Here is a 12,215-nt window from a genome sequence, read left to right on the forward strand (position 1 = left end):
TGCACCAGATGCAGTGCAGCATGCGTTGCAAATCGGCACCACAACGGGTGCTGTCACAACGCCTTGCAGGGTCTGTGGCACACGCACGCAGGGGCACATATCAAGCGGCTGCAGACGCGCGCTGCGGGTTGCTGGGGTGCGTGGTCCAGTTGGCGTATTCGCCCGTCACCTTTTTGCCCGTGCGCACATCCACCTCGCCCGGCTCCAGCGCGCGCATGGTGATGCACTCGGGCACGGGGCAGATCGACACGCACAGGTTGCAACCCACGCACTCGGCCTCGTTGATTTCGAACTTGCGCACGCCGCCTTCCTTGGTGAAGGTGATGGCCTGGTGCGAGGTGTCTTCGCACACCACATGGCAGCGGCCACACTGGATGCAGGCGTCCTGGTTGATGACGGCTTTTTCGATGTGGTTGAGGTTGAGGTTCTTCCAGTCCTTTACCGTGGGCACGGCCTGGCCCTTGAAGTCGTCGAGCGTGGCGTAGCCGTGCTCATCCATGAAGTTGGACAGGCCATCGCACATGTCCTGCACGATCTTGAAGCCATAGACCATGGCGGCGGTGCACACCTGCACCGTGCCGCAGCCCAGCGCGATGTACTCGGCCGCATCGCGCCAGGTGGTGATGCCGCCAATGCCGCTGATGGGCAGACCGGCGGTCTGTGCGTCGCGCGCAATCTCGGCCACCATGTTCAGCGCAATGGGCTTGACGGCCGGGCCGCAGTAGCCGCCGTGCGATCCCCAGCCGTCGGTACTCGGGCTCATCACCATGCGGTCCAGGTCCACGCCCATGATGGAGTTGATGGTGTTGATGAGCGACACGGCATCGGCCCCGCCCGCCTTGGCCGCGCGCGCCGGGTGACGCACATCGGTGATGTTGGGCGTGAGCTTCACAATCACCGGCAGCTTGCTGTAGTGCTTGCACCAGGCCGTGACCATCTGGATGTATTCAGGCACTTGGCCCACGGCTGCGCCCATGCCACGCTCGCTCATGCCGTGCGGGCAGCCGAAGTTGAGTTCAATGCCGTCGGCACCGGTGTCTTCCACCAGCGGCAGGATGTTCTTCCAGCTCTCCTCCACGCAGGGCACCATCAGCGAGACGATCATGGCCCGGTCAGGCCAGTTGCGTTTGACGCGTTTGATCTCTTCCAGGTTGGTGTGCAGGGGCCGGTCGGTGATCAGCTCAATGTTGTTCAGGCCGATCACGCGGCGGTCTTGCGACATCAGCGTGGAGTAGCGCGGGCCGTTGACGTTGACCACCGGTGGGTCTTCGCCCAGCGTCTTCCATACCACACCGCCCCAGCCCGCCTCGAAGGCGCGGGTGACGTTGATCTCTTTGTCGGTGGGTGGTGCGGAGGCCAGCCAGAAGGGGTTGGGACTTTGGATGCCCAGAAAATTGCTGCGAATGTCTGCCATGGGGTGCTCCCGTGAAAACTGGGTGGAAGGAGTTCAAGCCATCAATGCGGTGTGGATGGAGACAGCGGCGACCTTGCCGTGCTCCACCGCCTCCACCGTGAGGTCGCGGCCGCCCACGCGGCAGTCGCCACCGGCCCACACACGTGGCAGGCTGGTCTGGCCTTCGGCATCGGTGGCGATGCGCCCGCCCTCCAGCGCAATGCGGCTGCCCACGGGCTCGGCCACAAAGGTCTGGCCAATGGCCTTGAGCACCATGTCGGCTTCGAGCGTGAAGGTCTCGCCGGTTTCCACCAGCTTGCCGCCGCTCAGTGCCGTGGCGGCAAAACGCACACCCTTCACCGCGCCGCCTTCGCTCAGCACCTCTTTCGGTGCGGCCCAGTGGCGAATGGTCACGCCGTTCGTCTGCGCCCATTGTTGTTCCACGGCCGATGCCGACAAGGCCTCGGCGCCCCGGCGGTAGACGATGGTCACTTCTTCCGCGCCCAGCTTGCGCGACTGCACGGCGGCGTCCACCGCCGTCATGCCGCCGCCAATCACCACCACGCGGCGGCCCACGGGCAGGGCGGAGAGGTCAGTGCTCTGGCGCAGCTCGGCAATGAAATCCACTGCATTGCGCAAGCCGGTGGCCGTGGGCTCGGCCACGCCCAGCGCGTTCACGCCCTGCAGGCCCAGGCCCAGGAACACGGCGTCGAACGCGCCCAGCAGGCCGTCGAGCGTGATGTCACGGCCCAGTTGCTGGCCGGTGCGCACCTCAATGCCACCGATGGACAGCAGCCACTCCACTTCCTTCTGTGCGAAGTTGTTCGTGGTCTTGTAGCTGGCCAGGCCATATTCATTGAGGCCTCCGAGCTTGGGGCGTGCCTCGAACAGCACCACGTCATGCCCGCGCACGGCCAGGCCATGTGCGCAGGCCAGGCCCGCAGGCCCTGCGCCCACCACGGCCACGCGTTTGCCAGTAGCGGCTGCACGCTGGAACAGCGGTGCACCGGGCTTTTCAAAAAATGCGTCCGTGGCGTAGCGCTGCAGCGAGCCGATCTCCACGGGCTTGTCTTCGTTGGTATTGCGCACGCAGGCCTGCTCGCACAGCACCTCGGTGGGGCACACGCGGGCGCACATGCCGCCCAGGGGGTTGGCCTCCAGGATGACGCGGGCGGCGCCCCGGTTGTTGTCCTGCGCAATGCGGTGGATGAACGATGGGATGTCGATGCCCGTGGGGCAGGCCGTGGCGCAGGGGGCGTCGTGGCAGTAGTAGCAGCGCTCGGCCTCGATCAGCGCCTGCGCCCGGGTGAGCGGCGGGTGCGCGTCGCCGAAGTTGACGGCGTAGTCGGCCAGGTTCAGACGTGCGGCATGAATGCCGCAGGCACGGCTTGCGGGTGTGTCCATCAGGTTTCCTCCGAGAGGGTGAGGGTGGGGGTCTGGGCGCCCAGGGGGCGTGCAAGCGCACGCCGCGCAGCGTTGGAGCGCCAGCCAGTGGCGCCAACCAATGCGGCACCAGCGTGGGTGCTGGTGCCCGCAAACTTCGGAGGTTTCATCGTGGTCCTCGCTGTGGGGTGCAGGTGCCCGCTGCTTTGGTGCGGCGGTGCCCTGCGTTGTGGGTCAATTTACCAACCCGTAAAAATTTACCAATTGGTAAAATCCCTACAGCAAACAGCGTGCCAACCTCCAGCCAGCCAATTGCCAGTTTTCAGGCCCCGGCTTGTTCCACAATGGTGCAATGACTGCAGCCCGCCCGTCCCCTGCCAACCCCGCCCCCCGCCCCCGCAAGGTGGCCCGCCCGCCCGCACTTGACGAGTCCGCGCCCCGCGCACCCACGGCGTCGCGCTTGCTCAAGGAGCAAGGCATCCTCACCGAGGCGGAGAACCAGTTTGCGCAATTCGGTTTTGAGGGCGCCTCGCTGGAGAGTATTGCCGCCGCCATCGGCATCAGCCGCCACAACCTGCTGTACTACTTCCCGAGCAAGGAGGCGCTGTACCAGCGGGTGCTGGATGACGTGCTCACCCAGTGGCTGGCGGGCATGGAAGACCTGTCGCACAGCGACGACCCGCAGCAAGCGCTGCGGCGTTACATCCGCGCCAAGCTGCACTACTCGCGCACGCGCCCCCAGGGCGCCAAGGTGTTCACCAAAGAGGTGATTGCGGGTGCACCACGGTATGGCACGGCCATCACCGAACGGGTGGCGCCGCTGCTCAAGACCGAGGTGCGCACCTTCGAGCGCTGGGCGCGCGAGGGCCGCATTGCCAAGGTCAGCTTCACGCACCTCATGTTCATCATCTGGTCCGTGACCCAGGCGTATGCGGAGCAGGAGGCCCAGTTCGCCCTGCTGCTGGGCAAGCCCGCCCTGACCGAGCGCGACTACGAAAAGGCCGAAGAGCTGATCGTGCGCATGGTGCTGAGCGCGCTGGCGCCCGATGCGGTGGTCTAGGCAGGCACGGCACACCAGACGCTATATAAACAATAGCTGCTGGCGCAATCAACGTATGCGCCTGAGGCCGATTTCTTTACATATGGGCGTCAAGCGCCCAAGGCTTTCAGCCGCCGATACAGCGATCGCTCGCTGATGTCCAGCTGCTGCGCCAGCGCTGCGCGACTGCCCTGGTGAACGGCGAGTGCCTCTCGCAGGGCCTCGTCGTCCAGCAAGCGTCGTTGGCGTGACGACCCGGCCAACGCCGCCGATGCACGCGGCTCCCCTGCCCCCTCCTCCACAGCACCCGCGAGCGGCGGCAGGCCGCAGGCAAGCGCTTGCTGCACATGCTCCGCGCTGATGGTGTCGCTATCACACAGCAAGGCGGTGCGCTCCAGCAGGTTGCGCAGCTCCCGCACATTGCCGGGGTAAGGCTGTGCCTCCAGCAAGGCCAGCGCAGCGCCAGACAGCTGCAGCGCGCGGCGCGGGGGCGCCACACGCTCCAGCAGCGCGCGTGCCAGCAGGGCAATGTCGCCCTGGCGTTCGCGCAGCGGTGGCAGGTGGATGGGAAAAGTGCTTAGGCGGTAATACAGGTCTTCACGAAAGCGCCCTGCGGCCACCATGTGCGGCAGATTGCGGTGCGTGGCAGACACCACGCGCAGGTCGGCATGCCGCAGCTCGGTGCTGCCTACGCGGCGGTAGGTAACAGTCTCCAGCAGGCGCAGCAGCTTGACCTGCAGCGGCAGGGGGATGTCGCCCACCTCGTCCAGAAACAGCGTGCCGCCGTCGGCCGCCTCCACCAGCCCCGGCCGGGCCTGGGCCGCGCCGGTGAACGCCCCTTTCTCATGCCCGAACAGCTCGGACTCAAACAGCGCCTCGGGCAGGCTGGAGCAGTCTACGGGCACCAGCGCACGCCGCGCGCGCAGGCTGCCCTGGTGCACGGCATGGGCCACCAGCTCCTTGCCCGTGCCTGACTCGCCCAGCAACAACACCGCAGCCCGCGAAGGTGCCACCCGCGCCACCAGGCCCAGCATCTTCTGGAAAGCGGGCGAACGCCCGATGAGCCCCTGCGCCGACGGCACCGGCTGCGCCGCCACCGGCAAAGGCACCATCTTTTCGACGAAGAACCCCGTAGTGCAGTCCGCCCCCACCACGGGCGCCAGCTCAATCTGTACATATTCCTCGCCCTGGGCGGTGTGGTGCACGTGCAGCACCCGTTCGCGTTGCCCCGAGGCGCGCGCCTGCGCGAGTGGGCAGGACTCGCCCGCTTGGTCACAGGGCACGCTGGCGTGGTGGGACACGGCGTGGCAGGTGCGCCCCACCACGCTGCCCTCCGCACCGCCTTCCGTACCGCCCGCTGCACCGAACTGGCGGCGATAGGCCCCATTGGCCGCCAGGATGCGATAGCGGTCGTCCAGCAGGATGTGTGGATCGGGCAGCCCTTCCAGAAAAGACACCAGTTCGGCGGGCGGCGCGGGGAGACGGGGCATGGCAAAAAACCTCGGTACAGGCAAAGGCCCTGACGGTGCACCGGTTTCGCCGACGGGCCTTTGATCTATGCCATGGGGACTGCAATGGATGGCAGTTGGCAGTTAATTTGACAGACGGAGTGGCAGTCCATCCGGCTGGGGCCGGGCCTGCGGCGCGCCCGTCAACCCGATATCGCGCGCGCAACCTGTTGAATTCACAGGCTTTTCATGCAGAGCGCGCCATGGCAGGCCGGTCTTGCGAGTGATGACACGTCGTTTGCGGTAAAGCATTGCCGCCCGCAGCGTTGCGGGCGGTGGCCGTCACCCCGTCGAGCCCCCTCTCGGCGCCACGGCCAGTCCTACCTCTCTCTGAAAGCGCCCCATGGCCCTCCTCCCCGCTACACAGAATGGTTCCCTTCTAGGCACCGACGGCGATCCCTTCGCAGAGCGTCGGCAGCTGGTGCTGCTGACAGCGGCCACGGGCTGCGTGGCGGCGGCAGGGGTTGCCGTGCCCCTGGTGTCCAGCCTGGCCCCCAGCGAACGCGCACGGGCCATGGGCGCCGGTGTGGAGGTGGACATCGGCGACCTGCCGCCCGGTGGCGTGAAGACGGTGGAATGGCGCGGCAAGCCCGTGTGGATCATGCGGCGTACGCCCGAAATGCTGGCCGCCCTGCCCCAGCAAGACGCCGCGCTGGCCGACCCGGCCTCGCGCAAGGACCAGCAACCCGAGTACGCCCGCAACCCGCAACGCTCCATCCGCCCAGAGGTGTTTGTCACGGTGGGTATCTGCACGCACCTCGGCTGCTCTCCCACCGCCGTGCCCGCAGGCATCAGCAACCCCAGCGTGGGCGACCAATGGCAGGGGGGTTTCTTTTGCCCCTGCCACGGCTCCACCTTCGACCTGGCGGGCCGCGTCTTCAAGAACAAGCCCGCGCCCACCAACCTGGAGGTCCCGCCGCACCGCTACGTGTCTGACACCCGGTTGCTCATCGGAGACGACACCGCCTGAGCGATGGCAGCCGCGTGGGGCGGCGCATTGCCGGTTCAGCTTTGCGTCACACCTGCTTCTGCTGCCACAGCACATCCAGCACATGCTGGGTGGCGCGCTCCACAGGGCCCGCGCGGTGGGCGATGCCCAGGGGGCGCCACAGCCGGGGTTGCACCGGCAGCATGCGGATGCGCGGGTCCAGCGGCGTGGCGGTGGATGCCTCGTGCGGTAGCAGCGTGGCTCCATAGCCCGCAGCCACCAGGCTCTTGATGGCATCGTTGTAGTTGAGCTGTATGCGCGCCTTGGGTTGCTCGCCCGCCAGGGCCAGCCATTCGCTCGTCAGGCGCGGCAGGCTGGTGCCGTCGTCATTAAGGATCAACGGCTGCCCCGCCAGCCACTGGGGCGTGACCCTGCGGGGTGCCGCCCAAGCGGAGGGGACGAACGCCATCACCGGGTCGCGCCGCCAGGGCATCACCGTCACCCCGCGCACCGCGGCCATAGGCAAGGCCACCAGGCCCACGTCCAGCGTGCCCAGCCCCAGCCGCGACACGGTCTCCTGTGACGTGAGCACCACCACCTGCACATCGATGCCGGGGTGGTGCTTGCCCAGCACCTCCAGCGCCTGGGGCAGCAGGTGCGCGATGGCGCCGGTGGATGCGCCCAGGCGCACCCGCCCCTCCAGCCCCTGCACCTGGCGCCGCACCAGGTCCATGGCCTCGTCGGCATCGGCCAGCAGGCGCCGGGCCCGCTCCACCAGCACCTCGCCCGCGCCGGACGGCCGCACCTCGCCCCGCTTGCGCACCAGCAACGGCGCACCAATCGACGCCTCCAGGTCGGCAATGTGCAGGCTGACCGTGGGCGGCGCCAGGTGTAGCGTGCGGGCCGCTTCGGCAAAAGACCCGAGGTCAGCGATGGTGACCAGGGTGCGCAGCCGGTCGAGATTGAGTTCGCGCATGACGTTCAGCAGAACTGATCTTGAAGTTTGTGAAATTCAACTTTTCAAAGTTTGGACCGGCGCCGAAGATTCCACATCCCCCCATGCCAGGAATCTGCACCATGACCACCCAGCCCCTTGTTTTTATTGACGGCGACCAAGGCACCACCGGCCTGCAAATCCACCAGCGCCTGCACGGCCGCACCGACCTGCAGTTGCTGACGCTGCCCGAGTCCGACCGCAAGAACCCCACCCGCCGCGCCGAAGCCATCAACAGCTGCGACATCGCCATCCTGTGTCTGCCCGACGCTGCCGCCCGTGAAGCAGTCGCCGCCATCCACAACCCCGCCGTGCGCGTGATCGACGCCAGCTCGGCCCACCGCACGGACGCGCAATGGGTTTACGGCTTTCCCGACATGGATGCGGCGCAGGCCGCGCGCATCGCCAACGCGCAACGCGTCAGCAACCCCGGCTGTTACCCCACAGGTGCTATCGCCCTGCTGCGGCCCCTGGTGCAGGCCGGCTTGCTGCCTGCCGACCATGCACTCAACATCCATGCGGTGTCGGGCTACTCCGGCGGCGGACGTGCCCGCGTGCAAGCCCACGAAGGCCCCGAGGCAGCCCATGCGCCCGCCTTCCAGGTCTATGGGCTGCAGCTGGAGCACAAACACACGCCCGAAATCGCACAATACGCCGGGCTGTCGCAGCGCCCGTTTTTCTTGCCCTCGTACGGTGCCTTCCGCCAGGGCATCGTGCTGACCATCGGGCTGCATCTGCGGCTGCTCGCGCCGGGCACACAAGGCGAACATCTGCACGCCTGCCTGCAGCAGCACTATGCCGACGCCCCCTTTGTCGAGGTGATGCCTCCCGCCACCACCGAAGCGGCCGAGCACCTGGACCCACAGGCCCTGAACGGCACCAACCAGCTGCGGCTGGGGGTGTTCAGCAACGCCCGCCACGGCCAGGTGCTGCTGACCGCCGTGTTTGACAACCTGGGCAAGGGCGCCTCGGGGGCGGCGGTGCAGAACCTGGCTCTGATGCTGGGCGGCACGACCTGACGGGCGCGGGCGGAACCGGAGAGGAGAAGCCTTCTTCCCCCATGTTCTGGGGGGGTGTCTTGAAATGGCCACAAATGCCCGTATCATTAGCACTCACCGCAGACGAGTGCTAACACCGCGCTCCCTGCTGGCAGTTTGGTGGCCCCGGATGGCCGGGGCTGATTGAATCCATCAGCTTTTTTTACTGAAAACAGGAGCAATGCAATGAACCTTCGCCCTCTGCACGATCGCGTGATCGTCAAGCGTATTGAAAGCGAAACCACGACGGCCTCCGGCATCGTGATCCCTGACAACGCCGCCGAAAAGCCTGATCAAGGTGAAGTGTTGGCTGTGGGCCCCGGCAAGAAGAACGACAAGGGTGAAGTGATCGCCCTGAACGTGAAGGTCGGTGACCGCGTTCTGTTCGGCAAGTACTCGGGCCAGACCGTCAAGGTCAACGGCGACGAGCTGCTGGTGATGAAGGAAGACGACCTGTTCGCCGTTGTAGAGAAATAAAGCTACTGCGCAGGCGCCAGGCGTCGTTACTCGGTGCTCGCAATCCTCACGTACAGGAAGTACGTTCCGGTTGCTGCGCTCCGTGCGCCTAGCCTGACACCTGCTCGCTACGCTTACTTTCACCACAAACCGTTATCCGTTTAACGATTTTCAGAATTTAGGAGCCAAAAATGGCAGCAAAAGACGTAGTTTTCGGCGGCGAAGCCCGCGCTCGCATGGTTGAAGGCGTGAACATCCTGGCCAACGCGGTCAAGGTGACTCTGGGCCCCAAGGGTCGCAACGTGGTGCTGGAGCGCTCGTTCGGCGCCCCTACGGTGACCAAGGACGGTGTGTCCGTGGCCAAGGAAATCGAACTGAAGGACAAGCTGCAGAACATGGGCGCCCAGCTCGTGAAGGAAGTGGCTTCCAAGACCAGCGACAACGCTGGTGATGGCACCACCACTGCTACTGTGCTGGCCCAAGCCATCGTGCGCGAAGGCTCCAAGTACGTGGCCGCTGGCCTGAACCCCATGGACCTGAAGCGCGGCATCGACAAGGCTGTCACAGCCCTGGTGGAAGAGCTGAAGAAGGCTTCCAAGCCCACCACCACTTCCAAGGAAATCGCCCAGGTGGGTTCGATCTCCGCCAACTCTGACGCTTCCATCGGCCAGATCATTGCTGACGCCATGGACAAGGTCGGCAAGGAAGGCGTGATCACCGTGGAAGACGGCAAGTCCCTGAACAACGAGCTCGACGTTGTGGAAGGCATGCAGTTTGACCGCGGCTACCTGTCGCCCTACTTCATCAACAACCCAGAAAAGCAAGCTGCCCTGCTGGACAACCCCTTCGTGCTGCTGTACGACAAGAAGATCAGCAACATCCGCGACCTGCTGCCCACGCTCGAGCAAGTTGCCAAGGCTGGCCGTCCCCTGCTGATCATTGCCGAAGACGTCGAAGGCGAAGCCCTGGCTACGCTGGTGGTGAACACCATCCGCGGCATCCTGAAGGTTGTGGCTGTGAAGGCTCCTGGCTTCGGCGACCGCCGCAAGGCCATGCTGGAAGACATCGCCATCCTGACGGGCGGCAAGGTCATCGCTGAAGAAGTGGGCCTGAGCCTGGAGAAGGTGACTCTGGCCGACCTGGGCCAAGCCAAGCGGATCGAAGTGGGCAAGGAAAACACCATCATCATCGACGGTGCTGGTGCCGCTGCCGACATCGAAGCCCGCGTGAAGCAAATCCGCATCCAGATCGAAGAAGCGACCAGCGACTACGACCGTGAAAAGCTGCAAGAGCGCGTGGCCAAGCTGGCTGGCGGCGTGGCAGTGATCAAGGTCGGCGCTGCGACCGAAGTCGAAATGAAGGAAAAGAAGGCCCGCGTGGAAGACGCCCTGCACGCTACCCGCGCTGCTGTGGAAGAAGGCATCGTGGCCGGTGGTGGCGTGGCTCTGCTGCGCGCACGCCAAGCGGCTGGCGAGATCAAGGGCGACAACCCTGACCAAGACGCCGGCGTGAAGCTGATCCTGAAGGCCATCGAAGCGCCTCTGCGCGAGATCGTTTACAACGCTGGTGGCGAGCCATCGGTGGTGGTGAACGCCGTGCTGAACGGCAAGGGCAACTACGGCTTCAACGCTGCCAACGACACCTACGGCGACATGATCGAAATGGGTATCCTGGACCCCACCAAGGTGACCCGTACAGCCCTGCAGAACGCCGCTTCCGTGGCATCGCTGCTGCTGACGACCGAAGCCATGGTGGCTGAGGCTCCAAAGGACGACGCACCTGCTGCTGGCATGCCCGACATGGGCGGCATGGGTGGTATGGGCGGCATGGGCATGTAATTGCCTGGCGGGCATTTCACGGTGCCCTAGCCCAAAGCCTGCAGGTCTCACGGCCTGCAGGCTTTTTTTATGGCGGTGCCGGATGTGCTGCGCCCAACGATGGGCTGCTCTGCCCTGTGACGATAAGCCTGCGCCAGATCACATCAAATTTCATAGCAGGTAGCGCTTACCACACGGGCGCTAGAGCCATTTTTGGCATCAACCATGCCAAACAGCCCGAGCAATAGCCATGGGGCCAAGCTGAACGCCGCATGAACGGGTTGTTAAGCCATTCTTCATGCCCGCGCCGCACCATAGCGGCATGACAACAGCACACCGCCCCCTCTTTGCACGCATCGCAGCCCCTCTGTTGGTGGCTGCGTTGGCGCCCATTGCACACGCTGGCGACACCACGGCCGCCTCGCAAATGCAGCGCTTCAGCGATGCCGCTGGCACCGCGGTCAATGCCGAACGGGGGCGCGTTTTCTTCAACAGCCGCCACGGTGGTGAATGGTCGTGTGCGTCATGCCACGGCAACCCGCCCACCACGCCTGCGCGCCAGCTCCTGGAGCCGGATGATGAAGGGCCTGGATCAGCACTACGGCACCGACGCATCGCTGGACCCCGCCATGGTGCGACAGATCAGCGTGTGGCTGGAAGCCCATGCCGGCACCTTCAAGCGCGTGCGCGAGGCACCTCCGCAAGATCGCATCACCCAGTCTGCATGGTTTGAACGCAAGCACCGCGACATCGAACCCGCCGTGTGGAAGCGCGCTTCCATCGGCAGCCGCGCCAACTGTATGGCGTGCCACACCCGGGCCGACCAGGGTGACTTTGACGACGACCGCGTCCGCATTCCCAAGTGAGCATCCGCATGACCAGCAACAGCCTTCCCCACAACGCGCCGCCCGCACCGTCCGGGTCGGCCCCATCTGTGCCCTCATCGGCCGCCACGCTCCGCCCCGCCACCCGCCGCGTGGTGGATGCCGCCACACGCACGCTGCACTGGCTGATGGCGCTGAGCTTCACCGGTGCCTACATCACCGCCGATGGTGAACGCTGGCGGCTGGTGCACGTCACGCTGGGCTACACCCTGGCGGGGCTGCTGGTGGCGCGGGTGCTGTGGGGGCTGTTTGGCCCCCGGCAGGTGCGGCTGTCCGCGCTGTGGCGCAAGCTACAGGGGTTGCCCGCCTGGCTGCAGTCCCTAGTCGCTGTGCGCTCGCCATCGGAAATGCAGGCCGCCTGGCGGCCAGGGCAAAACCTGTTGATGGCACTGGCCGTGGGGATGATTTTGGTGTCCATCGTCCCGCTCACCCTCAGCGGCTACGCCGTGTGGGACGAATGGGGCGGCGAATGGCTGGAAGAGGTGCACGAGTTCTTCGGCAACGCGATGCTGATGGTGGTGCTGGTGCATGTGGGGCTGATCGCGCTATTGAGCGCGCTGCGCCGCAAGAACCAGGCGCTGCCCATGCTGACAGGCCGTGTGCCCGGTCCTGGCCCCGACTTGGCCAAACACAACCACCGCGCCTTGGCCGCCCTGGTGCTGGCCTGCGTGCTGGGGTTCTGGGCCTGGCAGTGGAACAACGCACCGGTGCAACCCGCGGCCACCAGCTGGGGCTGGAGCGAGAATCACGACGATGACGACGATTGACTGAAGGCA

General features: G+C 65.7%; 12 protein-coding genes and 1 pseudogene. 8 read left to right on the top strand and 5 right to left on the bottom strand.

What is annotated here, in order from left to right:
• Window positions 1-100: 100 nt before the first annotated feature.
• The 3 genes from preA to PQV96_RS16805 are packed head-to-tail and all read right to left on the bottom strand — an operon-like array spanning window position 101 to window position 2,946.
• The gene (preA, locus tag PQV96_RS16795) at window positions 101-1,414 is read right to left on the bottom strand and encodes an NAD-dependent dihydropyrimidine dehydrogenase subunit PreA (protein WP_273623653.1); all 1,314 of its coding nucleotides are present in this window, start codon (window positions 1,412-1,414) and stop codon (window positions 101-103) included.
• A gap of 33 nt (window positions 1,415-1,447) precedes the next feature.
• Complete coding sequence (locus PQV96_RS16800) at window positions 1,448-2,797, bottom strand: NAD(P)-dependent oxidoreductase (RefSeq protein ID WP_207374775.1); 1,350 nt, start codon at window positions 2,795-2,797, stop codon at window positions 1,448-1,450.
• The gene (locus PQV96_RS16805; RefSeq protein WP_207374776.1) at window positions 2,797-2,946 is read right to left on the bottom strand and encodes a hypothetical protein; all 150 of its coding nucleotides are present in this window, start codon (window positions 2,944-2,946) and stop codon (window positions 2,797-2,799) included. The genes PQV96_RS16800 and PQV96_RS16805 overlap by 1 nt, the downstream gene beginning before the upstream one ends.
• Before the next feature lie 182 nt (window positions 2,947-3,128).
• On the opposite strand from PQV96_RS16805, the gene PQV96_RS16810 reads away from it, so the two are divergent.
• Window positions 3,129-3,836 carry a TetR/AcrR family transcriptional regulator gene (locus tag PQV96_RS16810; protein ID WP_207374777.1) on the top strand — a complete coding sequence of 236 codons (708 nt, stop codon included), beginning with the start codon at window positions 3,129-3,131 and terminating at the stop codon, window positions 3,834-3,836.
• Window positions 3,837-3,925: 89 nt separating this feature from the next.
• Here the strand turns inward: PQV96_RS16810 and PQV96_RS16815 are convergent, their stop codons facing one another.
• Window positions 3,926-5,305 (bottom strand): sigma-54 interaction domain-containing protein, encoded by a 1,380-nt coding sequence (locus PQV96_RS16815; RefSeq protein WP_273623655.1) that lies wholly within the window; start codon window positions 5,303-5,305, stop codon window positions 3,926-3,928.
• A gap of 361 nt (window positions 5,306-5,666) precedes the next feature.
• Here PQV96_RS16815 and petA point away from each other — a divergent pair, with 361 nt between their 5' ends.
• A complete protein-coding gene (gene petA, locus PQV96_RS16820; RefSeq protein WP_273623656.1) occupies window positions 5,667-6,293 on the top strand; it encodes a ubiquinol-cytochrome c reductase iron-sulfur subunit in 627 nt (208 codons plus the stop codon).
• 46 nt (window positions 6,294-6,339) lie between these two features.
• Here petA and PQV96_RS16825 read toward each other — a convergent pair whose 3' ends face one another.
• Complete coding sequence (locus tag PQV96_RS16825; RefSeq protein ID WP_207374780.1) at window positions 6,340-7,227, bottom strand: LysR family transcriptional regulator; 888 nt, start codon at window positions 7,225-7,227, stop codon at window positions 6,340-6,342.
• A 101-nt stretch (window positions 7,228-7,328) separates the two neighbouring features.
• On the opposite strand from PQV96_RS16825, the gene argC reads away from it, so the two are divergent.
• From argC to PQV96_RS16855, 6 genes and pseudogenes are all read left to right on the top strand, one after another.
• A complete protein-coding gene (gene argC, locus PQV96_RS16830; protein WP_207374781.1) occupies window positions 7,329-8,264 on the top strand; it encodes an N-acetyl-gamma-glutamyl-phosphate reductase in 936 nt (311 codons plus the stop codon).
• Between the two features lie 204 nt (window positions 8,265-8,468).
• Entirely contained in the window at window positions 8,469-8,759 is a 291-nt protein-coding gene (locus PQV96_RS16835; RefSeq protein WP_015012625.1) for a co-chaperone GroES, read from the top strand.
• A 170-nt stretch (window positions 8,760-8,929) separates the two neighbouring features.
• The gene (gene groL / locus PQV96_RS16840; RefSeq protein WP_273623660.1) at window positions 8,930-10,576 is read left to right on the top strand and encodes a chaperonin GroEL; all 1,647 of its coding nucleotides are present in this window, start codon (window positions 8,930-8,932) and stop codon (window positions 10,574-10,576) included.
• Between the two features lie 406 nt (window positions 10,577-10,982).
• Window positions 10,983-11,066: pseudogene (locus tag PQV96_RS16845) on the top strand (DUF1924 domain-containing protein); the annotation flags it as partial.
• A gap of 67 nt (window positions 11,067-11,133) precedes the next feature.
• On the top strand, window positions 11,134-11,421 hold the full coding sequence (locus tag PQV96_RS16850; protein ID WP_420482156.1) for a hypothetical protein: 288 nt from the start codon (window positions 11,134-11,136) through the stop codon (window positions 11,419-11,421).
• Window positions 11,422-11,429: 8 nt separating this feature from the next.
• Window positions 11,430-12,206 (top strand): cytochrome b/b6 domain-containing protein, encoded by a 777-nt coding sequence (locus PQV96_RS16855; protein WP_273623661.1) that lies wholly within the window; start codon window positions 11,430-11,432, stop codon window positions 12,204-12,206.
• Window positions 12,207-12,215 lie beyond the last annotated feature (9 nt).

Source organism: Acidovorax temperans (assembly GCF_028596105.1).
Lineage (GTDB): Bacteria > Pseudomonadota > Gammaproteobacteria > Burkholderiales > Burkholderiaceae_C > Acidovorax > Acidovorax temperans.